The 24,763-nt window shown below is 71.2% G+C and carries 18 protein-coding genes and 1 pseudogene; 7 read left to right on the forward strand and 12 right to left on the reverse strand.

Going from position 1 to position 24,763, the window contains the following annotated elements:
* Positions 1-62: 62 nt before the first annotated feature.
* Positions 63-2,495 carry a TonB-dependent receptor gene (locus G4D85_RS30360; protein ID WP_164017530.1) on the forward strand — a complete coding sequence of 811 codons (2,433 nt, stop codon included), beginning with the start codon at positions 63-65 and terminating at the stop codon, positions 2,493-2,495.
* A 702-nt stretch (positions 2,496-3,197) separates the two neighbouring features.
* On the opposite strand, the pseudogene G4D85_RS50845 reads toward G4D85_RS30360, so the two are convergent.
* The 4 genes and pseudogenes from G4D85_RS50845 to G4D85_RS30380 all read right to left on the reverse strand — a co-directional run.
* Positions 3,198-3,494: pseudogene (locus tag G4D85_RS50845) on the reverse strand (helix-turn-helix domain-containing protein); the annotation flags it as partial.
* Positions 3,495-3,588: 94 nt separating this feature from the next.
* The gene (arsN2, locus tag G4D85_RS50395) at positions 3,589-4,443 is read right to left on the reverse strand and encodes an arsenic resistance N-acetyltransferase ArsN2 (protein WP_164017531.1); all 855 of its coding nucleotides are present in this window, start codon (positions 4,441-4,443) and stop codon (positions 3,589-3,591) included.
* Positions 4,444-4,492: 49 nt separating this feature from the next.
* On the reverse strand, positions 4,493-5,626 hold the full coding sequence (gene arsB, locus G4D85_RS30375) for an ACR3 family arsenite efflux transporter (protein WP_164017532.1): 1,134 nt from the start codon (positions 5,624-5,626) through the stop codon (positions 4,493-4,495).
* Between the two features lie 18 nt (positions 5,627-5,644).
* Positions 5,645-6,010 carry an ArsR/SmtB family transcription factor gene (locus G4D85_RS30380; RefSeq protein ID WP_164017533.1) on the reverse strand — a complete coding sequence of 122 codons (366 nt, stop codon included), beginning with the start codon at positions 6,008-6,010 and terminating at the stop codon, positions 5,645-5,647.
* A gap of 1,726 nt (positions 6,011-7,736) precedes the next feature.
* Here G4D85_RS30380 and G4D85_RS49775 point away from each other — a divergent pair.
* Positions 7,737-8,435, forward strand: a complete 699-nt coding sequence (locus G4D85_RS49775; protein WP_164017535.1) for a hypothetical protein — start codon at positions 7,737-7,739, stop codon at positions 8,433-8,435.
* A gap of 99 nt (positions 8,436-8,534) precedes the next feature.
* On the opposite strand, the gene G4D85_RS30395 is transcribed toward G4D85_RS49775, so the two are convergent.
* From G4D85_RS30395 to G4D85_RS30405, 3 genes are all read right to left on the reverse strand, one after another.
* Positions 8,535-9,182 (reverse strand): TipAS antibiotic-recognition domain-containing protein, encoded by a 648-nt coding sequence (locus G4D85_RS30395; RefSeq protein ID WP_164017536.1) that lies wholly within the window; start codon positions 9,180-9,182, stop codon positions 8,535-8,537.
* Positions 9,183-9,270: 88 nt separating this feature from the next.
* The gene (locus G4D85_RS30400; protein ID WP_164017537.1) at positions 9,271-9,504 is read right to left on the reverse strand and encodes a hypothetical protein; all 234 of its coding nucleotides are present in this window, start codon (positions 9,502-9,504) and stop codon (positions 9,271-9,273) included.
* A 31-nt stretch (positions 9,505-9,535) separates the two neighbouring features.
* On the reverse strand, positions 9,536-10,417 hold the full coding sequence (locus tag G4D85_RS30405) for a 2-oxo acid dehydrogenase subunit E2 (RefSeq protein WP_164017538.1): 882 nt from the start codon (positions 10,415-10,417) through the stop codon (positions 9,536-9,538).
* A 124-nt stretch (positions 10,418-10,541) separates the two neighbouring features.
* Here G4D85_RS30405 and G4D85_RS30410 point away from each other — a divergent pair, with 124 nt between their 5' ends.
* Both G4D85_RS30410 and yjjJ read left to right on the forward strand, forming a co-directional pair.
* Entirely contained in the window at positions 10,542-11,480 is a 939-nt protein-coding gene (locus G4D85_RS30410) for a DUF1684 domain-containing protein (RefSeq protein WP_164017539.1), read from the forward strand.
* 157 nt (positions 11,481-11,637) lie between these two features.
* On the forward strand, positions 11,638-12,939 hold the full coding sequence (yjjJ, locus tag G4D85_RS30415) for a type II toxin-antitoxin system HipA family toxin YjjJ (protein ID WP_164017540.1): 1,302 nt from the start codon (positions 11,638-11,640) through the stop codon (positions 12,937-12,939).
* A 112-nt stretch (positions 12,940-13,051) separates the two neighbouring features.
* On the opposite strand, the gene G4D85_RS30420 is transcribed toward yjjJ, so the two are convergent.
* Together G4D85_RS30420 and G4D85_RS30425 are read right to left on the reverse strand one after the other, a co-directional pair.
* Complete coding sequence (locus G4D85_RS30420; RefSeq protein WP_164017541.1) at positions 13,052-14,458, reverse strand: hypothetical protein; 1,407 nt, start codon at positions 14,456-14,458, stop codon at positions 13,052-13,054.
* Between the two features lie 239 nt (positions 14,459-14,697).
* Positions 14,698-15,279, reverse strand: coding sequence for a type 1 glutamine amidotransferase domain-containing protein (locus G4D85_RS30425; protein WP_164017542.1), 582 nt, complete (start codon positions 15,277-15,279; stop codon positions 14,698-14,700).
* 237 nt (positions 15,280-15,516) lie between these two features.
* Between G4D85_RS30425 and G4D85_RS30430 the strand changes: the two genes are divergently transcribed.
* The 3 genes from G4D85_RS30430 to G4D85_RS30440 all read left to right on the forward strand — a co-directional run bounded on the left by G4D85_RS30430 (position 15,517) and on the right by G4D85_RS30440 (position 19,484).
* Positions 15,517-16,683: a PQQ-dependent sugar dehydrogenase gene (locus G4D85_RS30430; RefSeq protein WP_164017543.1), complete on the forward strand. Its 1,167-nt coding sequence runs from the start codon at positions 15,517-15,519 to the stop codon at positions 16,681-16,683.
* Between the two features lie 81 nt (positions 16,684-16,764).
* Positions 16,765-18,351 carry a cation:proton antiporter gene (locus G4D85_RS30435; RefSeq protein ID WP_240359580.1) on the forward strand — a complete coding sequence of 529 codons (1,587 nt, stop codon included), beginning with the start codon at positions 16,765-16,767 and terminating at the stop codon, positions 18,349-18,351.
* Positions 18,348-19,484 (forward strand): cyclic nucleotide-binding domain-containing protein, encoded by a 1,137-nt coding sequence (locus tag G4D85_RS30440; protein ID WP_164017544.1) that lies wholly within the window; start codon positions 18,348-18,350, stop codon positions 19,482-19,484. The genes G4D85_RS30435 and G4D85_RS30440 overlap by 4 nt, the downstream gene beginning before the upstream one ends.
* Before the next feature lie 27 nt (positions 19,485-19,511).
* On the opposite strand, the gene G4D85_RS30445 is transcribed toward G4D85_RS30440, so the two are convergent.
* The 3 genes from G4D85_RS30445 to G4D85_RS30455 all read right to left on the reverse strand — a co-directional run bounded on the left by G4D85_RS30445 (position 19,512) and on the right by G4D85_RS30455 (position 24,724).
* Positions 19,512-21,293, reverse strand: a complete 1,782-nt coding sequence (locus G4D85_RS30445) for a cation:proton antiporter (RefSeq protein ID WP_164017545.1) — start codon at positions 21,291-21,293, stop codon at positions 19,512-19,514.
* A gap of 401 nt (positions 21,294-21,694) precedes the next feature.
* Positions 21,695-22,864, reverse strand: a complete 1,170-nt coding sequence (locus G4D85_RS30450; RefSeq protein ID WP_164017546.1) for a tetratricopeptide repeat protein — start codon at positions 22,862-22,864, stop codon at positions 21,695-21,697.
* Between the two features lie 141 nt (positions 22,865-23,005).
* Positions 23,006-24,724: an aldehyde dehydrogenase family protein gene (locus tag G4D85_RS30455; RefSeq protein WP_164017547.1), complete on the reverse strand. Its 1,719-nt coding sequence runs from the start codon at positions 24,722-24,724 to the stop codon at positions 23,006-23,008.
* Positions 24,725-24,763 lie beyond the last annotated feature (39 nt).

Here is a 24,763-nt window from a genome sequence, read left to right on the forward strand (position 1 = left end):
AAACGATGAAGAACGCGGCCCTCCCGCAGGCGACATGCTCGCGGCCAGCGGAGGGGTTGAGCATGCGCTCGAGGAGGTTGTTCCAGACCTTGGAGGTCCTGGCGGTGTTCCTGACGCTCACTGCGTTTGGCGCCGAGGCGCACGGGGTCATCCTTGGAACGGTGCGGGACGTCGAGAGTCAGTCGCCCCTCCCCGACGTCGTCATCACGGCGACCTCTCCCTCGCTCCCGGGCGAGGCGACGGTGGTGACGGATGCGCGGGGGAACTACCACATCCCCGAGCTGCCACCGGGGCGCTACACCCTCCGGTTCGAGAAGGAGCATTACAAGCCCTACGCGCGGTCCGACATCCCGCTTCGGGCGAAGCGCATGGTGCGCGTCACGGTGGGTCTCCTCCGTGAAAACGAAGTGGGGGAGATCATCATCATGTGTGGCCCGGGCCCGGCGTCAGTCGACACGAGCAGCACGGCGACGAGCTGGCGGCCCTACTTCCTGGACAACGTCCAGTACCTCGCGGTGAACCGGCCCCCGGGAAGGGACGGCGCGGTGCGCGCTTCCGAGAGCCTCTCCGAGTTCATCCCGCAGGTGGTGGTCGACGTGGACGGCAGCGCCATCAACGGCGCCAGCGCCTTCGAGAACGAGTACCTGCTGGATGGCCTCTCCACCCGTGATGCCGCGTCCGGGCTCAATGCCCTCCCGCTCACCACCGAGTTCCTCCAGGACGTGAGCATCCTCACGGCGGGCTTCCCGGCGAAGAACGGCCGTGCCACCGGCGGCGTCTTCGAGACAACGGCGAAGTCGGGCAGCAATGAGCTTCACGGCTCCGTCTTCGCCCACTGGGTACCGGGCGTACTGGAGGGGGAGACCGCGTCCACGCCGGGCCGGGGTGCGCTCAAGAACCTGGGCGACTTCGGCGCCACCCTGGGAGGGCCCCTCGTGAAGGACCGCCTCTGGTTCTTCGCGGGGGTGGCTCCGACACTTGGACGGAGAGAGCACACCCATACCCCACGGACCTTCTTCGTCGATGAGCGCGGCGTCCAGGCGATGGCGAAGCTGACGTACCTGCCCGACAGGGACCACAACGTCTCGCTGGCGGTCATCACCGCGCCCACCCACGAGCGCGTGGCCAGCCCGGCGCCGGAGCCGTGGGAGCGCGACACCAACACGGTGCTGACGAGTCTTCAGTATCGCGGCGCACTCCTGGACAGGTACCTGCTGGTGGAAGCCAACGCGGGCTGGCTGCACCAGGGCAGCTCACTCCTGTCCGAGAGGGATGGCGCCGCCAGTGCGGGCGCCCTGCCCCTCCGCGAGCTGGATGGCTATCAGGCCAACGCCAGGAGCTACTACCTGTGGCGAGGACCTGGGGTCCATGTGCTCCAGGCGGGTGTGGACACGGGGCACTTCGTCCACGCGCGGACGCGGGCAGTGGCGGGGGAGGCCCCGGGCCGCCCCACCCTGCTGGAGTCGAGGACGACCAGCACGCTCCTGGGGGCCTTCGTCCAGGACAGCTGGATGTTCTGGCACAGGTTCACGCTGAACGCGGGCCTCCGCTACGACGTGCAGCGCCTGGACGCCGGAGCGGGTGCGACGCCTCTCATCGCCATGCCCCAGCTCTCGCCGCGAGTGGGGCTGGTGGTCGACCTCTGGAGGAACGGCCAGGCGAAGGTGTTCGCCCACCATGCGACACACCGGGGCGTGGTCCCGCTCGGGCTGCTGGACGGGCCTGTCGGGACGACACCCGAGGCTGTGGCGGTGGACCCGGGCCTCGCGCCAGCGTCCACACGTGAGCTCGTCGCGGGCTTCGAGATGGAGGTGCTGTCGGAGGCGCTCGTAAGCGTCGCCTATACCCACCGCGACCTCGACACCGCTCCCGCGCTCGTGCGTGTGGCAGGAGTGGGCGGGGTGGTGCTTGGCAATCCCGGACGGGGCCTCGCTTCGAACCTTCCAGCGGCGAAGCGCACCCATGACGCGGTGACCGTGGGAGTGAGGCACGGCTTCACGGACGGCTGGTTGGCCGAGGTCAGCTACACACTGTCGCGGCTGTCCGGCAACCACGCGGGCCCGTTTCTCGCTTCGACGGGACAGGATGGGTACGGCCTTCCGGTGTCTCCCCTTCCGGTCGTCGAAGCGGGCGGAACGCGGCGGCCCCTCGCGGACAGGCCCCATGTCCTCCGCATCTTCGGCGCCCGGGAGCTCAACCTCTCCTCCCAGGTGTCGACCAGCCTGGGCCTGTCGTACTTCGGCATGTCCGGCATGCCGCTCGAAGGCGCGCCGGGACGCACGCCCTGGGTACACACCTTCGACGCCCGCTTCGCCGTCTCCTACCGGGTCACCCGCAGGGAGGTGATGTCCTTCCAGCTGGAGGCCTTCAACCTCCTCGACTCGCAGGTGATGACCCACGGGGCACAGGAAACTCCGGATGAGGGTGCTCTCCCCGTGCCCGCGCGGTACCAGGCACCGCGTGAGGTTCGCCTCGGCGTGCGGTACGTGTTCTGACTCGACTTTCGCCTTTTTGGACAACTCCTTCGGGTCGAGCCCGCCAGGTGTCGCGGGTGATGGCACGTTGCTCCCCGGGGAAGCCTTGCCCGCGCCTCGGGAGCCGGAAGGCGTGCCAGTGTCTCGGGGGCTGCTGGACTCTTCGTCTGGAGAGAGCGTTCCCTCGCCTTGGTGGCCGGGCTCTTCGCCTGAAGGCGTGCCGGTGCCTCGCGGCCCGGAGGGCCCGGAGGGCTCGGAGGGCGCCAGGGCACGCCAGAGGGCGCGCGCCGGGGCGAGCACTTCGGCTTCGCCCACCTTCTCGCCCTGCTGTGCCGCGCGCGCCAGTTCCAGCAGCGCGCCCCACACCAGCCCCTCGCCCAGCTGGGCACAGCCGGAGGCCAGCGCCCCCTCATGCTCGCCCTTCTCCAGCACCTGGCGCACCAGCGCCCGCGTCGCCCCACCGTACGACTGCTGCGGGATGAGCGCCCCGGCCACTCGTGGCGCGGGAGCAGGGGGCGAGTGCGGCCCATACGCCTGCGCATGCCAGTGCAGGAAAGTGAAGTTGAAGAGGCCCGGCTGCCTCAGCGCCCAGCAGGCCAGCTCCCACCAGAAGGTGAGGAAGGCCTGGGCGAAGTCCACCCCCGGCCTGCCGTGCTTCAACAGGAAGGCCACCTCCACGTGGTAGCTCAGCTCCTTCTCGGTGAAGTCGCGCACCGCCAGAGCCAGGCCCAGCTTGCTGCCGTAGCGTCGGTACAACGAGCCCACCGACATCCGCATGGCCTCGGCCAGCCCCGCGGCCTGCACGTTGTCGTAGCCCCGCCGCGCCAACAGCGCCGCCGCGTCGCGCATGGACTCGGCGTGCATCATCTCCAGGAAATCCATCCCCTCCCCCTTCCCGCCCCTCGGGCGACTGGCTGCCGCGAACGAGACGTCCTTCCGCTTCGCCCCTCCTCGGGGGAGGAGCCTCCGCGGAACGAACGTTCCTTCCAGCAGCACCTGTCTACCGGGTGGGTCCGACATAGGTGCTTCGCGGGGCAACGCCCCGGGTTGTGCGCCCACCACCGTGGGGTGCTTGACGGGGCAACGTCTCGCGTCGTGGGCCTTTGCGGCCTCTTCAGTCCGCCAGGGGGCGAGGGCTCCGGTGCATCACCACCGCCGACTGGGGACAGGCGCCCCGCAGCTCGGCGGAGGCGTGCAGTCCCTGGGGCAGCGCGTCGCGGGTGGTGCGTATGAACCCGAGGCGCGGGAAGTAGTCCTCCGCTGTCGTCGTCAGGAGATACAGGGACGGCGCGCCCCGCTTCGTGGCGAGCTCCACCAGGGCCTCCGTGAGCCGCCGGCCCAGGCCCAACCCGCGCGACGTGGGGGACACCACCACCGAGCGCAGCAGCGCCGCGTCGCCGTAGACCTCCAGTCCTCCAGCCGCCGCCACCTGTCCATCCACCTCCGCGACGAGGAAGTCGCCGAAGTGCGCCTCCACTCCGTCGAGCGGCAGCGACGCGGCACCCAGCAGCCGCAGTACGGTGGGAAGGTCCGCGGGAGTCGCGGCGCGCACGGCGACACTCCGTCCCTGGCGGCTCCAGCCCTGGCGCTCCACGAACCGGGCGATGCGCGAGGCCACGTCGTCTCGAATCCTGCGCACGTGCTCCACCGGCTTGCCCTTGGGGTCCTCGAGCGGCCAGTCATCGCGCTTCAGTCCGGGCACATGCGGGCACGCCTCACCGCAGCCCATGGTGATGAGCCACTGCGCACCCTGGCTCAGCTCATCCGTGAGGCGCTGGGGCTTCGCTCCCGAGAGGTCGACGCCCACCTCCGCCATCGCCGTGAGCACCTCGGGGTGGACGCGCTCTCCGGGCTGCGTGCCGGCGGACACCGCGCGGGCCTTCGCCGGGTCGGCCAGCGTGTTGAAGAAGGCCGCCGCCATCTGCGAGCGGCCGGCGTTGTGCACACAGGCGAAGATGACCGTGTTCATCGTGAGACCTCCGGTTCGCAGTCAAGCATGGGGACACGGGTGAAAGGGTTCACGGGTTCGCCTCTCCCGGCCCGGACGCGGGCATCTTGCCCTCGAAGCGGCGGGGCAGGACGGCCTCTCCGGACGCGGGGAACAGCCGGCGCTTGAGCCCCAGCGAGAGGTACACCAGGGCGATGAGCGCGGGCACCTCGATGAGCGGGCCCACCACACCGGCCAGCGCCTCTCCCGAGGCCATGCCGAAGACGCCCACCGCCACCGCGATGGCCAGCTCGAAGTTGTTGCCCGCCGCCGTGAAGGAGAGGGACGTCGTCTCCTCGTAGCTGAAGCCCAGCCGGCGCGAGAGGAAGAACGCGCTGGTGAACATGATGAGGAAGTACACGAGCAGCGGCAGGGAGATGCGCACCACGTCCAGCGGCAGGCGCGTGAGCTTCTCCCCCTGCATGGCGAACATGAGGACGATGGTGTAGAGCAGCCCGAGCAGCGCCGTGGGCCCCAGGCGCGGCAGGAAGCGCTGCTCGTACCACGGCTCTCCCTTGAGCCGGGTGAGGACGACGCGGGTCAGCGCGCCCGCCACCAGCGGCACGCCCAGGAAGATGAGCACGCTCTTCGCGATGCTCCCCATGGGCACGTCGAAGGCCGTGGCGTCCGCGCCGAGCCAGCCGGGAATCCCGGTGAGGAAGAGCCAACCCAGCACCGAGTAGAAGAGAATCTGGAAGACGGAGTTGAGGGCCACCAGCACGGCGGCCACCTCGTTGCTGCCACACGCGAGCATGTTCCAGATGAGGACCATGGCGATGCAGCGCGCCAGTCCGATGAGGATGAGGCCATTGCGGTAGTGCGGCAGGTCCGGCAGGAAGAGCCACGCCAGCCCGAACATCAGCAACGGCCCCACCACCCAGTTGAGCACCAGTGACGTGGTGAAGAGCTTGCCCCGCGCGCGCAGCCGGCCCAGCTCGCCGTAGCGCACCTTGGCCAGCACCGGGTACATCATCCACAGCAGACCGATGGCGATGGGCAGCGACACTGTGTCCAGCTTCACCGTATCCAACCGCGCGCCCAGGTCCGGGAAGGCCCGGCCCAGGCCGATGCCCAGGGCCATGGCGGCGAAAATCCAGACTGGCAACAGCCTGTCGAGGACGGAGAGCTTCTTGACGATGCTCTCGGGAGGGGCGGCGGCGTTCATGGCGGGAAGACTCCTTCGCTACGTGCAGGCGTTGGGGCCGCGAGACTTGAGCAGGCGCTTCACGTCGTCGCGGAGCACGTCCCGCTTGGAGAAGGCCGCGACGAGCGCCTTGAGCTGCGCCCTGCACACCTCGTCCAGCTGGGGAGCGAGCTGGTAGTAGACCCAGCTTCCGTCACGCCGGGCCTCGACGATGCCCGCGTTCTTCAGCACCGCGAGCTGCCGGGAGGTGTTCGACTGCGTCAGCCGGAGCGCGGACTCGAAGTGGCAGACGCACAGCTCGCCGTGACTGAGCAACGCGACGATGCGCAGGCGGGTCTCATCCCCCAGCGCCTTGAAGAGGCGTGAGGCGGAGCGGACATCCAGGGAGGCGATGGCGGGGGGCATGCGGATATCAGGATATTGGAATGTCGTGGTTCGGCAAGTACCGGAGTGTCACGACCGGGTGACATGAGGGACACGGGTGCCGGGCCGCATGCACGGGTGACGGGAGGCCGGGCTGTCCGGGTGCACTGGCCTGAAGGCTGCACCCGGGCCCTGGCCATGGGATGGAAACGGGTCCTCCGGTGGCTGGTGTGGCTGCTGTGCCTCGGCTGTGTCGTGTTGCTGGCCGCATCGGAGTGCTTCTATCGGGCCACACTCTCGCGCGTGCCCGGGAGGCCTCGTCCCGTGGAGGGGGTCTCGCCGCCTCCTCTGTACAGCCGCATGCGGTGGACGCTGCTCGAAGGCACGACGACACGGGAGGTGGCGCCCGTCTGGCTGGGGACCTTCGTCCAGGTATGGGCGAGCCTGGGCCTGCTCCGGCGGCATGATTCGGAGGTACCGAGCGAGGGATTCCGGCTCGCCTGCAATGTCGTGAGACAGTGGAGCCACCAGGAAGGCGGCCCGCGCCTGAAGGCCCTCGAGCGGCTCGCCGTGGACATCTGGCTCACGCGAAACTGGAGCGCCGAGGAGCTGCTCGCGTTCGACGCGGAGCACACGTACCTGGGCTCCGGACTCATCGGGATGCGGACAGGGGCCGAGGTGTTGCTCGGACGCGATTGGGCGCAAGTGGATACGGCGGGCATGGCCTTGCTCCTGGCCGTGAATGACGTTCCAGTCGGGAGGAAGGACCCTTGGTGTTTTCCAGACCGGATTCGCACGAGGCGTGATGGCATCTTGAGACGACTGGAGGACGCGGGAGGTCTCACTCCAGAAGAGGCGGAGATAGCGCTCGCGGCTCCGCTGAAGCTGGCGACGCGACCCGCGGACTGGCCCCCCTGCCCTGCTCGAGATGGTCGAGCTTCCGAGGCGGGAGGGCCGGCACGATGAGTCCTGGCGCCCGCTGTCCGGCCAGCTTTTCGCAACCCTGAAGCTGATGCCATGACGCTCCGAGGGCCCGCCTGCCGCGTTAGGGTTTCGGGGTGTGACGCCCGCTTTGGAGCCCTGGCATGCGGCCGTGCTTTCGCATGGCCCTGTCGCTCCGCGCTTGTCGCCTCGGCCCTGGACCTCACCTTTGCGTGGGAAGGGAAAGGAACCGACCATGCGACGCGCGCTTACCACTGCTGCCCTGGCCTTCAGCTTCTTGCTCTCCTCTGTCGGGCTCGCCCAGTCAGCAGGCGGCGGCTCAGGCGGAGGCGCGGCCGCGGAAGGCACAGCGGGCGGAGGTACGGGCGCCGCGCAGGGAGGTGGAGGCACTGGCGGCGCGGGGACCGCGGGCGCTGGAGGTACTGGAGCCTCCCAGAATCCGGGCACCTTCGGCCCGGGGACGCTGGCACCAGGGCCGCAGGGCACCACGGGGACCACTGGTGGCTCCACCACGGGGACCGACGGGACGACCGGCACGGGTACGACGGATGGAACTGGTACTGGTGGCAGCGGGCAGACCGGAACCACTTCGGGCACGGGTGGGACTGCAGGCTCCAGCGGAGCCAGCACGAACACCGGCGCCACCCCAGGCACGGACACGGGGACTGGCTCGACCGGAGCGGGCACGGGGACAGGTGGCACGGGTGGCTCGGGCACGACGGGCACCGGGACCACGGGCTCGGATGTGAGCGGCACTGGCACCGGGGGCATGGGCACGACGGGTACTGACGTCGGTACTGGTGGCTCCGGCACGACCGACTCGGATGTGAGCGGTACGACGGGCACCGGCACGGGTGGCTCGGGCACGACCGACTCGGATGTGAGCGGCACGCCAGGCACCGGTACGACGGGCACCGGCACGGGCGGCTCGGGCACGACGGGCACGGGCACTGAAGGCGGCACCAGCGGCGCCGGCACCGGCGGCAGCGGGGGCACGACCGGGGGTGGCTCAACGGGCGGAGCCACGGGTGGCGGCGGCACGGGCGGTGGTGGAGCGGGCGGCGGTGGAAGCGCGAGCGCAGCGAGCACGGGTGCGGCGGCCGGCATGGCCTCTCAACCGGCCAACCTGGAGCAAGAGGTGACCCAGCTCCGCGCCCAGGTCCAGCAGCTCCAGCAAGAGGTGACCGCGCTGCGCCGCTCCGGCGCCACAGCGGACACGGGCACGGGTGGCTCGGGCACGGGCGGCTCGGCGCCAGCGGCGGACCCCAACGAGACAGTGGTGGCGAGCGTCCAGATGCAAGGCCAGGTGGCCGCCACCTCCAAGGACCGGATTCAGGTCCGTGACGCGGAGACCGGCGACCTCTACACCCTGCGCGTGGGAGACAAGACCCGCGCCACCCTGGGTGGCAAGCGCATCTCCGTGCAGAGCATCCCCGCGGGCACTGCCGTCCGAGCGGCGTTCAACTACATCGCCGACGGCGACAGCTACGCGACCCGCATCCAGGTGTACCCACGGCCTCGATGATGTGAAGCGCCCCACGCGCATCGCGCTCCGGGCCGCCGGGAGGAAAGCTGCCCCCTCCTCGCGGCCCGGAGTCTTTTCTTCAGGTGCACGCCGCCGGAGTCATCCGTTCCCGCGCTCACGGACGAAGCGCTCGATGCGCTCGATGGCCTGCTCCATCTTCAGCCGCGCGGAGCTGTTCGCCGAGTGCACCCGCATTCGCGGCGGCACGAAGCCCCGCGTCGCCACGGCCTCCTCCACCCAGAGCAGGACGTCATAGCCGGTGCCGTGCTCGTCATCGCCGAGGTCGTGGTCCAGGCTCAGCTCGGCCACCTGCCCGCCTTCGAGCAGGGAGATGGCCTCCTCGGGCCACCGCACCGGCACCCAGCCCTCGGGCGTGGGGCGCTCGTCATCCAGGTAGACCTTCATCGTATCCACTCCAAGGTGGGCCATCGCCCTGCCGATGTATCTGAAGAGCCTCGGGTCCACACCATGCTTCGCGGCCCCCTCTGCCGGCTGCTGGTGCATGGCTCGCAGCCACAGGTCCATGCCCGGGTCTCCGCCGGTGAAGACGCTCACCAGCTCCATCCAGCGCTCGGCCAGGGAGCGCACCGCTTCGTGCACGGGGTCGGTGCCCCGGTCCATCTCCGCCCGGACTCGCGCGATGACCTGGGGCCACTCGGCCAGGACCTCGTGGAGGGACGCGTCGTCCGGCGCCTCGCGGCCCGGCTCACACGGTGTCCGCGAGGAGGAGTCGTGCTTCTCGAACATGGTAGCCACCTCATCCCGCCATGCCAGTCCGGCGGAACGAGCTGGCTACAGCCTCACGTTGCGTGAGGCTCCAGCGGGAAGCAGCGACTCAGCGCTCTTCGTTCTCCGACGCCGCGCCACCCGCGAGCTGCCGCAGCTTCGCGGCGAAGGGGCTCTCCTTCTCCGTCCCCGCGGGGCTTCCCGCCAGCCGCTGCCGTCGGTTGAGGGCGAGCGGCCCTTCGGGCGGTCCCTCGACGGCCTCCTTCTCGTAGCGGTCCTGTCCACCCAGCGCACGACCCACGGGGCGGGCGGAGCTGACGCGTCGGTTCGTATCCACGGGCATGAAGGCACCTCCAGGGGCAGCGAGCCCCTTTCTACTCCAGCCCCGCCCCGCTCGCAGCCCCCCGGGGCTCCCCAGTCGGAACAGCCGGAGGCAGCCCCCACACACCTTCAGGGTCCTCCAGCGCCGCGCCGATGTGGCGCAGCACCCTGGCGGCCAGGTCCACGTCGATGACGCGCGCGTCCCACGTGCAGGTGAGCGCCAGCTGCCGGCCCGGCACCAGCACTCCGTTCTCCACCACGGGCACGCGCCGCACCGCGCCCGGAGCCAGCAGCAGCGGCACTCGCGTGTACGGCACCATGGCCACGTAGCCACGCTCCAGGCCCAGCGAGCCCAGGCTCGTCACCGCCACCGAGCCGAAGGGGTCTCTCGGCATGCCCACCCACCGCAGGTCCACGTTCAGCGTGTACCAGACGAAGGACAGCAGCCGCAGCGCCAGGCCCATCAGCAGCCCGGGGATGCGGTACGAGCGGCGCTTGCCTCGCTCGATGACGGCGTCCCTGCGCGCGCGCACGTCGGCGATGCGGGACTCCATGTCCTCGACGAAGTCGCCCAGCGACAGCGTGTCCGCGCGGTGCACCGTGGCCGTGGTCAGGTCCGCGCGGCCCGCCTCCGCCGGCTGCACCACCAGCACGCAGACGCCCACGTCCCTGCGCAGTGAAGGCCGGTTCCACCGCAGCAGCACGTTGGCCTCGGGGTGCACGCGCAGCGCATCCGCGGCCGCCTTGGCCACCAGGTGCGTCACCGTGAGGCGCCGCCCCGTGCGCGCGCGGTACGCGTCGAGATACGCGAGCGCCCGCTCCATGCGAATCTCCAGCGCCGCGTACGCGCTGGGGTCCCTCGGTGAGCGCCACGTGCCCAGCGCGAGCTTGCGGAAGGCGCCGGGAGGCGGTGCTGGCTTCAGGTCGAGGTCCACGCGTGACGCCCGGCTTCGCACGGAGCGGACGCCCACCGCAACCCCGGGCGGCCACGTGCCCCCTGCGCCGCGCGCACCGTCCTGTTAGACAGGGGCCGAGCTTCCCCTTCCCGAGGCACCCGACATGACGCCGTTCGCCCTGGCCCTGTCTCTCGCCCTCCATGCCGCGCCGGCCACCAAGGCCGCGACTCCTCCTGCCCGTCCCGCCGCCGACAAGAAAATGTCCTCCACCCAGAAGCCCGCCGCCGCTGAAGACATCGTCGCGTCCACCCGTACCTGGCAGGAGGAGCGCCTCAAGAGCCTCGAGTCCGACGACGGCTGGCTCACCCTGGTGGGCCTGTTCTGGCTCAAGGAAGGCGCGCAGACCGCCGGCTCCGCGCCCGAGAGCGACCTCGACTTCCCGCCGGGCACGCCCGCGAAGCTGGGCACCTTCACGCGCAAGGGAAACACCGCCAGCCTCCAGCCCGCGCCCGGCGTCGCCTTCACGCGCGACGGCAAGCCCTTCACCGGGGGCGAGGTGAAGTCCGACGAGAGCGACGCGCCGGACGTGCTGAAGCTCGGCAGCCTCAGCCTCCAGGTCATCCTCCGGGGCGACAAGCTGGGCGTGCGCGTGAAGGACACGGAGGCGCCCGCGCGCCAGCAGTTCCACGGCATCCCCACGTACCCGGCGAGCGCCGCGTGGCGCGTCGACGCGCGCTTCGAGCCCTCGGAGACGCCGCGCACCATCCAGGTGCCGAACGTGCTGGGCACGGAGGAGGAGATGAAGGTGCCGGGCACGCTCGTCTTCACCGTGAATGGCAAGGAGTACCGACTGACGCCCGTGGAGGGCGGCAAGCAGCTCTTCATCATCTTCGCGGACGAGACGAACCGCGACGCCACCTACGGCGCGGGCCGCTTCCTCTACGCGGACCTGCCGAAGGACGGGCGCGTGGTGCTGGACTTCAACCGCGCCTACAACCCGCCCTGCGCCTTCACCCGCTTCGCCACCTGCCCCCTGCCCCCGCGCGGCAACCGGCTCGCCCTGCGCGTGGAGGCCGGCGAGAAGCGCTCCGGCGACCACTGAAGGGCCGTGGACGCGGTGCGGCATATATAATGATGCGGGCTCCCGGCCGGGTGGCCTGGAATCCATTCATCCGGAACCCTCTCTGAGAGAATTTTCCTAGGGATACCAGCCGTTTGGTTCCTAGAATCCATTCAGCAATCGATTCAGGAATCCATTCATGGCCTCCGTGGAGCAGCTCCTCTCCGTGCTGGGCCGACAGGGCCCGATGCAGGCCGCCGAGCTGGCCATCCAGCTCGGCGTGTCGCAGCCGACGCTGTCGCGGCTCATCACCGCCGCGGGCGAGCACGTCTGCCGGATGGGGCGTGGCCGCGCGACGCGGTACGCACGCACTCGCGCCCTGCCCGAGCTGGGGGGCCGGCTGCCAGTCCACCGCGTGGATGAAGCCGGACGCGTGCGTCCCTACGGCGTGCTCCACCTGCTCGCGGGCGGAGGCCACTGGCTCGAACGCGAAGAGGGTGAAGGCGAGCACTTCGAGGGACTGCCTCCCTTCGCGGCGGACATGAGTCCGCAGGGCTACGTCGGCCGGAGCTTCTCGGCGCGTTACCCGGAACTCGACCTCCCCGCGCGAATCACCGACTGGAATGATGACCACTGCCTCGTCGCACTGGCCCGGCGTGGAGAGGACTGCGTCGGGGACCTCATCCTGGGCGAGGAGTCACTGAATCGGTTCCTCGCGGAGGAGCCACGGCCCGTCCACCGCGACAGCTACCCCGAGCTGGTCCGTGCCTCCCTGGCGGGACAGCCCGGCTCCTCCGCCGGGGGCGAGCAGCCCAAGTTCATGACGTATGCGGAAGGGCGCCACGTCCTGGTGAAGTTCGCGGGAGGCGACGACGGCGCCGCCGCGCGAAGGTGGAAGGACCTGCTGACCTGCGAGCACCTCGCGCTCCAGGCGGTGCAGGCCGCGGGGATTCCCGCCGCCTCCACGCGCACGCTGGAACTGGGGAGCCATCGGTTCCTGGAGGTCGAGCGCTTCGACCGCGTGGGTGTGCGCGGGAGGAAGGCCCTGCTGTCACTGGGTGCCATCGACGACGAGTACTTCGGTCACCGCGACACGTGGACTCGCGCGGCACGGCGCATGCTCGAAGCCCGGCTCATCTCCGAGGAGGATGCGCGGCGGATTCGCTGGCTCGACACCTTCGGGCAGCTCACCGGCAACACCGACAGACACTTCGGCAACCTCTCCTTCTTCGTGGAGGGCCCGAAGCAATTCCGGCTCGCGCCCGTCTACGACATGCTGCCGATGCTGTTCGCGCCCGTGGATACGAATGTCATCGAGCGCCCCTTCGTGCCGCGCCCGCCGACCGCGGATACGCTCGATGTCTGGCCCGATGCCGCACGCCACGCGGCGCAGTACTGGGCCCAGCTGGAGCACGAGCCCACGCTCAGCGACGAGCTTCGTGAGCACTGCGCGCTGTACCAGTCAGTAGTCTCGACACTCGCGCAAGCTGCATTGGTTTGAGCCGAGGCCCGGCAACATGCGCCGCTTCCCGAGCAGCGCATGAAACACAGGGCCTGGCTCCAGGGCCGTGGAGCAGCGAACGCCAGCGTGCACCCGCGCACGGTGCCGCGACTCACTCCCCCAGCCGGAGGATGAACGCGTCGTAGCCGCCCTCCGGGCTCACCGTCCCGGCGCCGAAGTCCGTGGGCCCGCCGAAGGCGCCGACGATGACGCCCTCGCCCTCGCGAGTGACAGAGACGTCGAGCACCAGCGCCGCCGACGACGGGACACCGCGCACCCACCGCCACGCCCCGTCGATGCGGTCCAGCTTCGCCACGAAGACGTTGTCGATGGAGCCCGGCGCTCCCGGCAGCACCCTGCCACCCACCGTCTCGCCACTCGCGTAGTGCCCCGTGACGAGCACTCCGTCCTCCTGGTCCATCGCCACGCCGAGGCTGGCCCGCGCGAAGTTCCGCGCCCAGCGCTCGTCGCCCGCGAGCGTGTACGCCACCAGGAAGGCCTCCGCATCCACCTCCCCCGGCGCGTCCGACGCGCGATACGTCCTCCCGTTAAAGGTGAACGAGCCGAGGAAGCTCCCCGTCATCACCACGCGGTTGCCATGCACCGCGATGCCAGAGCAGTCCCCGTCCGCCAGCGCGCGCGTCCACAGCACCGCGCCACCCGCCGAGGCGAGCCGCCGCAGCCTCGGCTGCGTCCCCGTGCTCGGCTCCTCCGGTGACTCACTCAGCGCCGTGCCGCAGAAGTACGCATCTCCCAATTCATCCAGCGCGACGCCTCCACCCTGGGTGTCCTCCCCTTCCACATGGAGCCACCGCAGCGTCCCATCCGCTCCGAACTTCGCCAGGAAGGCCCGCTGCCCCACCGCGGTCAGCACGCGCCCACCGAAGTCCAGGCTCCCGTCGTAGAGCGAGCCGGACACGAACACGTCGCCCGCGCGGTCCGTCACCAGCCCGTTCGCCAGGAAGGCACCGTCTCCCTCCAGCGTCTTCCACCAGACGAGCCTTCCTTCACGGTCCAGCTTCACGAGGAAGGCGCCCTCCACCTTCACCGGCGCCAGACCCGCGCCCTCGTGCAGCACCACGCCCGCCTCGCTCCAGCCGGCGAGCAGCACGTTGCGCTCCCGGTCCGTACCCAGCGCGTTCACCGCCAGCAGGCCCCCCGCCCGCCCCTCGAACACGCGAGTCCACAGCAGCCGCCCGTCCGGCGAGTGCTTCGCGACGACGACTCCCGGCACCTCGGGGTCTCCCGAGCCGAGCGGCCCCGTGCCCAGGTCGGCGGCGCCGGTGAAGAGCACCGTGGTGAGGACATTGCCATCCCGGTCCTGCGTGACGGCCGAGCCCAACTGCAACCCCTCGCCCCGACCGTACCGCCGCCATGACACCGGGCCTCCGGAAGTCTCGGCCTGGCGAATCGTCCCCAGCGACTCTTCTTCCTCCGCGGGCGGCGCGTCCTCCTCCAGCGTCCCTCCACACCCGGCCAGTCCCACCACCGCCAGCGCCCACCACGCCTTCGCCCGCATCCTGCTACCTCCCCACCCGCACGAGACGACAATGCCGGCGACCCGGAGAGCCGGGTGCCGGCAGTGCGAATGGGTGTCCATGGCCCGGCTCGCCTGCCCCCCGTTCACCAGGGCAGGGCCAAGGTCCGCCAACAACAGACGGGAGCGGAGCGCCTCACGCTCTCAAGCCGGAAGAGGCGCTCCATCCTTCAGTGCGCGGAGCGCCTCACGCCCTCAAGCCGGAAGAGGCGCTCCGTCCGTCAGTGCACCGTGGGCGGCTGCTCCGACGCGGCCTCGGGGACAAGCGGCGACTCCAGGCGCGGGGCAACGCCCCGGGACACCTGGCGTAGCAGCGCCTCACTGAACACGGGCAGGTCCCCCGGGTTGCGGGAGGTGATGAGGTTGCCGTCCTCCACCACCTCGCGGTCCACCCAGCGCGCGCCCGCGTTGAGCAGGTCCGTCTTGATGGAGGGCCACGAGGTGACGGTGCGCCCGTCCGCGACATCCGCCTCCACCAGCAGCGAGCCCGCATGGCAGATGGCGGCGATGGGCTTGTCCGCGCGGTAGAAGTCGCGCACGAAGCCCACCATGCCGATGTCCGTGCGCAGGTGGTCAGGCGAGTAGCCGCCCGGAATCACCAGCGCGTCGAAGTCCTTCGCGGAGACCTCCTTCACGGCCTTCTCGGCCTTGACGGTCTCCTTGCCCTTCTTGCCCTTCAGCTGCTTGCCGGCCTCGACGCCGATGATGACCGCCTCGTGCCCCGCCTTCTTGACGGTGTCGTAGGGCACGCGGAACTCCGAGTCCTCGAAGTCATTGGCCACGATGAACGCGATGCGCGCCATGAGTCTCCTCCTGAAAATGGGATGGGTGTGTCCGGGTCCTTCCGTTCGGCAAAGGTGCCCACGGCTTTCGCGAGGACCAACGCGGGAGCGGGCGGGCCGGCCTCGGGAGGGTCGCCCGGCTGCCCGCCCCTCGGGCCTCCGGGCCACGGCGCGAGGCTCCACGCCGCCCGTCATCCCCACGACGCAGGCGCCAACCGACGCTGGCGTGCCGTCGCCGGGACGACATTAATTCACCCCATGCGCGCCCCTCCCCTGCTGCTCTCCGCCCTCGTGGTGCTCGCCGTCTCCGCCTCCGCCTGCCGCAAGAGCCAGGCGCAGGGCACCGCCTCTCCGCAAGACTGCGTCCTGGTGGAGGACGGCTGGGGCCCTGACGGCACCGTGCCCTTCGACGTGGAGGTCGTCGCGGAGGGGCTGGAGGTCCCCTGGGGCATCGCCTGGCTGCCCGGCGGCGACGCGCTCGTCACCGAGCGTCCCGGCCGGGTGCGCCTGCTCCGGGGTGGCGCCGTGCTCCCCACGCCGGTGGCCACCCTCCGAACGACGCGCACCGCCGAGGGCGGCCTGCTCGGCATCGCCGCGCACCCGGACTTCGCCACCAACCGCCAGTTCTACGTGTACGTCACCACCGACGCGAGCGGCCGCGATGAGAACCGGGTGGAGCGGTGGACGCTGTCCCAGGACGGCACCACGGCCACCTTCGACCGCGTCATCTTCGGCGGCATCTCCTCGGCCACGTACCACGACGGTGGGCGGCTCCGCTTCGGCCCGGATGGGATGCTCTACGTGGGCACGGGCGACTCGAGAGACCCGGACCGCTCGCAGGACGTGAATGACCCCGCCGGCAAGCTGCTGCGCCTGACGCCGGAGGGGCAGGTGCCCCAGGACAATCCCTTCCCCAACTCGCCCGCGTACCTCACCGGCATCCGCAACCTCCAGGGCTGGGACTGGAAGGACGCCACCACCCTCTACATCACCGACCACGGCCCCAGCGGCGAGACGATGCGCCGGGGCCATGACGAGGTGAGCCTCGCCCGCCGAGGGGACAACCTGGGCTGGCCCGGCATCTACGCGTGCGAGACGCGCCAGGGCCAGGTGACTCCGTCCCTCACCTTCGAGGACGCCCTGCCTCCGGGCGGGGCCGCGCTCTACACCGGCACCGCCATCTCCGAGTGGAGGGGCTCGCTGCTCATCGGCACGCTGGGCTCTCGCCACCTGCACCGCGTGGAGTTCGCCCAGGACAACCCCGCCCGGGTGGCCCGACACGAGGTGTACCTGCGCGACACCCACGGCCGCCTGCGCGAGGTCCTCATGGGTCCGGACGGCCACCTCTACGTCACCACCAGCAACTGTGACGGGCGCGGGGACTGCGGCCCGGGCAAGGACCGCATCCTCCGCCTGAAGCGCTGAAGGTTTCCGACAGGACGAGAGTCGTCGGCCGCCTCAACACGCCCCGTGCGCGGCGGCGCCGGTTCTGGAAGACTCCGGGCCGTGCACCTCGAGATGCCTCTGGTCATCGGGTTGATGGTGGCGGCCATCGTCCTGGCCATCGCGGCCAAGCGCGCCCGCCTGCCCTACAACGTCGCCCTGGTGGTGGGAGGCCTCGTCATCTCCATCGGCCACCTGCTGCCGGGCGTTCCGCCGCTCAACCCGGAGTTGGTGTTCCTCGTCTGTCTGCCCGCGCTCCTGTTCGAGGGCGGCATCACCGCGGACCTGTCCGGCATCCGCGCCAACGCGGTGCCCATCCTCCTGCTGTCCACGCTGGGCATGGTGCTCGTCATTGGCGCCACGGGCACCGCGCTGCACTTCACCGTGGACCTGCCGGTGTGGCCGGCGCTGCTGCTGGGCGCGCTGCTGTCCGTCACCGACACCGTCTCCATCCTCTACGCGTTCCGCCGCGCCCCGGTGCCCCCGCGCCTGTCCGGCGTCATCCAGGGGGAGAGCCTCTTCAATGACGGCACCGCGCTGGTGGCCTACGCGGCCATCGCCAGCGTGGTGGCGGGGGCGGCGGCTCCGTCCCTGGCCACCATGAGCGCGCGGGTGCTGCTGGCCTCGGTGGGCGGCGGCGTGGTGGGGCTGGCGCTCGGGCTGCTGGGCGGCTTCGTCATTCGCCGAATCGAAGACCCGCTGGCCGAAATCATGGTGACGACGGCGGTGGCGCTCGCCTCGTTCGTGGTGGCGGAGCAGCTCCACCTGTCCGGCGCCATCTCCGCCGTCGTCGCCGGCCTGGCCGTGGGCGACACCCTGCGGCGCGAGGTGGCCCCGCAGAGCCAGGTGGCCATCCACACCTTCTGGGAGTACGCCACCTTCGGGGTGAACACCTTCCTCTTCCTGGCGGTGGGGCTCACCACGAAGCCGGAAACGCTGAGCGGCTACCTGCCGGAGACGCTGCTGGCGGTGGCCTCCGTCTTCGCCGGGCGCGCGGTGGGCGTCTACATTCCCTTCCTGCTGCTGCGCTGGCTGCGCCCCACCGAGTCCATGCCGTTTCGCTGGCAGCACGTGTTCGTCCTGGGCAACATCAAGGGCGCGCTGTCCATCGGCCTGGCGCTGGGCCTTCCGGCGGCCACGCCCGGGCGGGAGAAGCTGGTGGCCATCGCCTTCGGCGTCACGCTGGTGTCGCTGGTGGGCCAGGGGCTGATGCTCACCCAGGTGCTGAAGTGGCTGGGCCTCTTCCAACAGGACGCGGTGGCGCTGACCATGGCCGAGCAGCGCGGGCGCCTCATCGCCAGTCGCGCGGCGCACCAGGAGCTGGAGGTGCTGCACGAGCAGGGGCTGCTGCCCCGCGCCGCGTATGACCACCTGCGCAGCGAGTACCAGGTCAACATCGCCCGCGCCGAGCGCGAGCTGCGGCGCCTCAACGAGCAGCACCTGACGCAGGGCGCGAGGGACCTCATCTCCATGCGCCGGCGGCTCATCGACGCGGAGCGCACGGCGCTGCAGGGCGCGCGGCGCAACGGCCTCATCCCCGAGGCCACGGCGGAGCACATGCTGGCGCAGCTGGATGCGCGGACGCTGTCCTTGGAGAAGGTGCTGCACGGCGAAGCGGGAGACGCGGGCCACGGGAGGAAGGCGTCGTGAAAATCGTCATCGCGGGTGGAGGCCGGGTGGGCAGCGTGCTGGCGGCGCGGCTGGTGGCCGAGCAGCACACCGTCACGGTCATCGAGCGGGACGCCGCCCTCTGCAACCGCATCTTCGAGGAGGTGGGCGCGGTGACGGTGTGCGGCGACGCCACCAACCCCCGGGTGCTGGAGGCGGCGGGCATCGTCTCGGCGGACGTGGCGGCGGGGGTGCTGGCGCGCGACTCGGAGAACCTGGCCTTCGCCATGCTGGTGCGCAGCACGTCCGGGGCGCGCGTCATGGTGCGCATGCTGGACACGAGCTACCGCGAGGCGTACCGGCTGGCGGGCGTGAAGGAGCTGGTGGCGGAGGCGGAGGTGGTGGTGGCGAAGATGACCACGGCCATCGACTTCCCCCAGGTGGCCGGCACGCTGCCGCTGGGAGACGGGGACACGCTGCTGTTCGAGCTGGCGCTCCCGATGCGCGCCCGGGTGGCGGGACAGACGGTGGCGCAGGTGCGCGGCACGGCGGGCTTCCCGCGCGAGTGTGTCTTCATCGGCGTGGTGGACCCGCAGGGCCGCGCGACGCTGCCGGAGGGAAGCACCCTGCTGCACGCGGGGCACACCGTCATCATGGTGTCGCGGCGCTCGCAGCTCTCGGCCGCGGTGGACTTCCTGAGCGCCGAGCCCCCGGCGAGAGTGGGAACGGGCACCGTGCTGGCGGCCACGCTGCGCAAGGTGGACTTCCTGACGCCGCTGAGTGACGACGAGCTGGAGGCGGTGGCGCGCGGCGCCGAGCACATCCAGCGCCCGGCGGGCACGGAGCTGTTCCGGCAGGGCGAGGCGGGCGAGACGTTCTACGTGGTGCTGTCGGGCGAGGTGCAGCTGAAGGACGCGGCGGCGCAGGTGGTGGCCACCGTGAAGCCGGGAGGCTTCTTCGGCGAGCTGGCGCTGCTGACGGGCGAGCCGCGCACGGCCACGGCGGTGACGACCACCGCGTGCGAGCTGGCCGCGGTGGGCCGCGAGGACTTCCGCGGCGTCGTCATGGCGAACCCGTCCGTGGCCCTGGAGATGAGCCGCATCCTGGGTGAGCGCCTGTCCCGGGCGCAGGGTGGGAAGCCGCAGCAGAAGCGCCGGGGCCTGTTCGGGCGGTAGTCGCGGGAGGGCTTCGCGGAGCCCGCTTCAATGCCGATACTCCTGCTGCTCCGGCCCCTCCTTCGGCGGTGGAGGCAGCAGGGCCGGCGGTGGCGGCACGGGCGGCATGGCGCCGTGCGGGTGGTCGCGGCGCAGGGTCTCCAGCAGCCGCGCCACCGCCTCCTCCGACAGGTCCGAGGACTTCAGCACGCGGGCCACCGCCTCCAGCGCCGTCTCCAGCTCCCCTGCGAGCACCTCGCTGGCGCCCCGGTCCCGCAGGTCGGCGATGTCTCCCAGCCGCTGCACCCGCACCAGGATGGGCACGTGCGCGTGCAGCCGCCGCGCCGCCGACACCGCCCGCGCCGCTCCCAGCGGGTCATCCAGCAGCAGCACCAGCGCCCTGGCCCGGTGGATGCCCGCCCGCTCCAGAATCTCCGCGCTGGTGATGTCGCCGTAGTACAGCGACTCGCCCCGCCGCCGCGCCTCGGACACCACCTCCGGGTCCAGGTCGATGCACACGTGCGGCAGGCGGCTCTCGCGCAGCGCTCGCGTCACCAGTCGCCCCGCCGTGCCCAGCCCGCCGACGATGTAGTGGTCCGTCAGCGCAGCGCTGTGCGTCCCCTCCAGGTGGTGCGGCCCATGCGCGCCGATGAGCGCCTCCAGCCGCTTGAGGTGCGCCGCCCCCGCCGCCAGCCTCGGCCCGAAGTGCAGCACCACCGGCGTCACCAGCATGGTCAGCACGCTCATGGTGATGAACACGCGCTGCTCCCCGGCGCTCAGCAGCCCCGCCTGCGCCCCCGCGTGCGCCAGCACGAAGGAGAACTCGCCAATCTGCGCGAGCCCCAGTCCGGCCAGCACCGCCACCCACGGCGGGAAGTGCATCACCATGGCGCTCACCGCGCCCACCAGCGCCTTCAGCACCACCACGCCCACCACCAGCGCCGCCACCAGCAACGGCCGCTCCATCAGCACCCGCACGTCCAGCAGCATGCCCATGGAGATGAAGAAGAAGCTGGCGAGCGTCTCTCGCAGCGGCAGCACGTCCGCCAGCGCCTGGTGCCCATAGTCCCCGTCCGCCAGGGCGATGCCCGCCAGGAACGCGCCCAGCGCCAGCGACAGCCCCGCCAGTGACGACAGCCAGGCGATGCCCACGCAGATGCCCAGCACCGCCAGGATGAACACCTCGCGCCGCCGCGTGGCCGCCACGTCCTTCAGGAAGCGGGGCACCACCGTGCGCCCCAGCAGCACCGTCGCCAGCACCAGCAACACGGCCTTCACCAGCACCGCCAGGATGGCCCCCACCCCGCCCTGGTGTCCGGCCAGCAGCGGAATGGCCAGCATCATCGGCACCACGCACAGGTCCTGGAAGATGAGCGCGCCGATGATGAGCCGGCCGTGGGGCGCGTCCACCTCGTGCCGCTCCGTGAGCGCCCGAAGGACGATGGCCGTGCTCGACAGCGCGACGAGGAAGCCGAAGAAGACACCCCGAGCCGCCGGGACGCCCAACACCAGCGCGCCGACCAGCACCCCCAGCGTCGTCAGCCCCACCTGGAGGCCGCCTCCCAGCAGCAGCACCCGCCACAGCCGCCGCAGCCTCGCCAGTGAGAACTCCAGGCCGATGCTGAACAGCAGCAGCACCACGCCAATCTCCGCGAGCACGGTGATGCGGGCCGCGTCGTGCACCAGCCCGAGTCCTCCGGGGCCGATGAGCGCGCCCGCCGCGAGGAGCCCGGCGATGGTCGGCAGTCGCAGGTGGCTCAGCGCGAGCACCACCACCACGGCGACGCCGAGCACCACCCCCAGCTCCTGGAGGACCGCCGGGACTTCCATGGCGGAGGGCCCTCCCACGCCCCGGACACGGGGGACGCGCGTGCGTCACGAACCGCGTGGCGAGGCTCCCCCCTTCATGGGGTAACACCCCAAACAGGGAGCACCCAGCCCGCCTCCAGCGTCCCTCGGCTCGGGCGCCGGGTCGGCCGGGGGGAGCGTGCCCTTCCCACGGCACCTCACGCCAGGACCCAGGCTCTGTGCGCCGCCATGCACGTGTGAGCCAGCCTGCCCCGACAGCACCTCATGCCAGGACCCAGGCGCTGTGCGCCGCCATGCATGTGTGAGCCAGCCTGCCCCGACAGCACCTCATGCCAGGACCCAGGCGCTGTGCGCCGCCATGCATGTGTGAGCAAGCCCACCGCGACAACCACCTCACGCCACTGGCTGGCCGACCGCGCTGCTCAGCCGCCAAGCTGCCGCAGCAGCCGCTCCGCCTGTTCCCGCACGGTGCCGCTGCCGTGGGTGAACGCCTGCTTCGCGTGGCGGACGCACGCCGCCTTGTCCGAGGGGAACCACGCCACCGCCATGTTGAGGTGCGTGCCCGCGTCCTCCGGGTGCGCTTCCAGCACGCGCGCCAGCACGGGCCGGGCGCGCTCGTGCGCCTCGTCCTGCAACAGCAGCATCGCCAGGTCGTTGGTGGGCCCCGGGTCCGTGGGCACCATCGCCACGGCCTCCTCCAGCCGCTTCCGTGCGAGCCCACGCTCCTGCAGCGCGAGATGCACCTGGGCCAGCGCCTGCAGCGCCTGCCAGCTCCGGGGGGACAGCCGCACCATCTCCTCGAACAACGCCTGCGCCTCCCGGAACGCCCCGGCGCTCATCACCGCGAGCCCGTGCAGGTACAGGTAGTTGACGTTGGCGGGCACCAGCTGCCGCAGCTCCATCGCGATGCGCTTCGCCGCCTCGGGGTTGCCCGCCGTCAGGTACAGCTTGAAGAGGTCCTCCAGCACCGAGCGCTGCATGCCGCCCTGCGCCTTCTCCAGCGCCAGGGTGGCCGCCTGGATGGCCAGCCCCAGTGCGCCCTGCGCGGCGTGCGCGCGCGACAGCATCAGCAGCGGCATGGGCTCCTGCGGCGCGCCCTCCGACGCCTGGTGGAAGTGCACCGTCGCCCCCCCCGCGTCCCCCTGCTGGAGGCAGATGCGGCCCAGCTCGAAGTGCACGTGCGCGCTGCCGGGAGCCACCTGGAGCGCGGACTCGTACGCCGCCCGCGCGCCGGCCAGGTCTCCACGGTCCAACAGCAGCCCGCCCAGGTTGAAGCGCTCGAAGTAGCCGGCGGTGGGCGCCGAGGCCAGCGCCTTGAGGGACTCCAGCGCCTCGGCGTCGCCGGCCTGGGCGCGCAGCATGGCCAGGTGCGCCTGCGCCTCCGCGTGGTCCGGCTTCACCTTCAGCAGCCGCAGGGTGGCTGCCTCCGCCTCGCCCGCCGCGCCGGTGCTCAGGTGCGTACGCACGAGGCCGAGGAGACAGTCCACGTCATCCGGGTCGAGGGAGAGCCCCATCTGGAAGCTCCTCACCGCCTCCTGGGGCCGCCCCACCTGCAGGTACTGCCCGCCTTCCCGTGCGTGCGTCGATGCCATGCGCCGGGGTTTACCACGGGGTGCCGGGTCCCGGCAGTTCACGGGCCCGGCTGCCCGCCCGGCCAGCCAGCCCCCGTCCTCGGGCCAGGGAGCCTCCCCGGACCCGCACCGCCGGGCCTCTCCGAGCCCGGACCTCCGGTGCTACCGCCGCAGGGCCGTCGCGGCGATGCCCGGCACCTTCAGCCAGGACGGCCCCAGCTCGAACTCCACCAGTCGCCGGGCCAGCTCGCGCACGCCGCGGTGTCCCGGCACCCAGGGCGGCGCGGGCAGGTTGGTCAGCGGCGCGCGGATGACGGCCTTCTCGATGTCCTCGAACATGAAGGTGTTGTGGACCCAGCCGAGGCCGCTCTGGATGTCCTGCGCCGACGAGGACGGGTGGCCGCCCCACGGCAGGGACACCACCGCGTAGCCGGCGGCGGGCCAGGTGTTGATGGCCACGGTGCCGTAGCGCAGCTCGCGGATGGCGCGCTCCACCGCCGCGTTGACGGCCGGGTCCTTGAGGGACTTCGGGTGGACGATGAGCGTGGCGTTGAGGGTGCCCCACACCTTCTCGTTGAGGAAGGGCACCACCTTCTCCAGGAAGGCCACCGGGTCATCCGAGCCGGGCAGGCCCGTCTCCGACAGCACCGTGCACCAGGGCTCCTGACGGAAGACGCGGTCCTCGGCCTGGGCCGGGTCCACGTCCGGAATCAGCGCGTAGGGCAATTCCCCGGCGCTCGCGTTGCCCACCAGCCGCAGGTGCGCGCGGCCGTCCGTGAATTGCTTCCACCGCTGCTCGGCGCCCGGGTAGTACGCGCGGCGCACGGCCGCCTTGCCCAGGCCGGCGTGCACTCCGTCCACCACCTGCGAGCGGCGCGCCCAGTCCTTCGGCTGCACCAGCAGCTTGGCCGAGTTGCAGTTGAAGGACGCGTTGTTCGCCACCATGCCGGCGATGTTGTCCGACTGGTAGCGCAGCTCGCCCTCCGAGTACGGCCCGGGCACCACCACCACGGGGGAGATGTTGCCCAGCTCGCTGGAGAAGGGCTTCTTCATCAGCGGCTCGTTGCGGGAGCGGCGCGCTTCCGACTCCGGACCCGGCGGGCCCCACACCAGCGCGTCATGCGTCCTGTCGCTGCCGGTGACGTGCACCTCGTCCACCGCCGGGTGGTTCACCAGCGCCGAGCCCTCCTCGGAGCCGCCGTACACCACCCCGAAGACGTTGAGCTTCGCCAGCGGAGCGAAGGCCTGCTCCAGGAACGGCCCGAGGTAGGCGTTCACCGGGTTCATCTTGAGCACGCACGCGGTGCCCTCGACGAAGAGCTTGTAGAGGCAGTCCGCGGGCGGAATCGAGTTGACGTTGCCGCCCCCCAGCACCGCGCAGACCTTGCCGCCGTGGGGCTTGCGGTAGAAGGACGCCTGGTGCTCGCGGAGGTTGGCCGCGGTGACGCCGGGGAGGAAGTAGACCTCGCCCACGTTGCGCGGAAGGAGCATTCCTTCCAGCGCGTCTCGCGGGAAGATGCGCGCCGCCAGCCGGCCATCCTCCAGCGTGCGCAGCTGGGAGGCGGGGATGTGGGGGACGCCGTGGCGCTGGATGTCCTTCAGCGAGTCCACCAGCAGGCGCATGTTGCGCAGCACCACCAGCGGACCGCCCAGCCACTCCTCGCCGGCCAGGGGGCTCTCCGGGTCGATGCCCTTGGCCTCGCACGCCGCGCGGACGCTCGGCTCGGCGACGGCGGCGAAGGCGCGGCGCAGCTCCTCCAGCAGGGAGATGCGCTCACGAAGCCCCAACTTCACCCAGGCACGGGAGCCCTCCTTCACACGCTGCACCACCGAGTCGAGCGTGTTGCTGGAAGTGGCCTGTGGAGCGGCGGCGAGGCTCATGCGGGACCTCCGGAGACAGGGACTCCCTAAGTTAGAGGA

The sequence above is a fragment of the Pyxidicoccus trucidator genome (assembly GCF_010894435.1).
In the GTDB taxonomy this organism is placed as follows: domain Bacteria; phylum Myxococcota; class Myxococcia; order Myxococcales; family Myxococcaceae; genus Myxococcus; species Myxococcus trucidator.

Coding starts and splice junctions, on each gene's coding strand:
- G4D85_RS30360 (WP_164017530.1), top strand. CDS start 63: ATGCGCTCGAGGAGGTTGTTCCAGACCTTGGAGGTCCTGGCGGTGTTC.
- arsN2 (WP_164017531.1), bottom strand. CDS start 4,443: ATGAACACGGTCATCTTCGCCTGTGTGCACAACGCCGGCCGCTCGCAG.
- arsB (WP_164017532.1), bottom strand. CDS start 5,626: ATGAACGCCGCCGCCCCTCCCGAGAGCATCGTCAAGAAGCTCTCCGTC.
- G4D85_RS30380 (WP_164017533.1), bottom strand. CDS start 6,010: ATGCCCCCCGCCATCGCCTCCCTGGATGTCCGCTCCGCCTCACGCCTC.
- G4D85_RS30395 (WP_164017536.1), bottom strand. CDS start 9,182: ATGTTCGAGAAGCACGACTCCTCCTCGCGGACACCGTGTGAGCCGGGC.
- G4D85_RS30400 (WP_164017537.1), bottom strand. CDS start 9,504: ATGCCCGTGGATACGAACCGACGCGTCAGCTCCGCCCGCCCCGTGGGT.
- G4D85_RS30410 (WP_164017539.1), top strand. CDS start 10,542: ATGACGCCGTTCGCCCTGGCCCTGTCTCTCGCCCTCCATGCCGCGCCG.
- yjjJ (WP_164017540.1), top strand. CDS start 11,638: ATGGCCTCCGTGGAGCAGCTCCTCTCCGTGCTGGGCCGACAGGGCCCG.
- G4D85_RS30420 (WP_164017541.1), bottom strand. CDS start 14,458: ATGCGGGCGAAGGCGTGGTGGGCGCTGGCGGTGGTGGGACTGGCCGGG.
- G4D85_RS30425 (WP_164017542.1), bottom strand. CDS start 15,279: ATGGCGCGCATCGCGTTCATCGTGGCCAATGACTTCGAGGACTCGGAG.
- G4D85_RS30430 (WP_164017543.1), top strand. CDS start 15,517: ATGCGCGCCCCTCCCCTGCTGCTCTCCGCCCTCGTGGTGCTCGCCGTC.
- G4D85_RS30445 (WP_164017545.1), bottom strand. CDS start 21,293: ATGGAAGTCCCGGCGGTCCTCCAGGAGCTGGGGGTGGTGCTCGGCGTC.
- G4D85_RS30450 (WP_164017546.1), bottom strand. CDS start 22,864: ATGGCATCGACGCACGCACGGGAAGGCGGGCAGTACCTGCAGGTGGGG.
- G4D85_RS30455 (WP_164017547.1), bottom strand. CDS start 24,724: ATGAGCCTCGCCGCCGCTCCACAGGCCACTTCCAGCAACACGCTCGAC.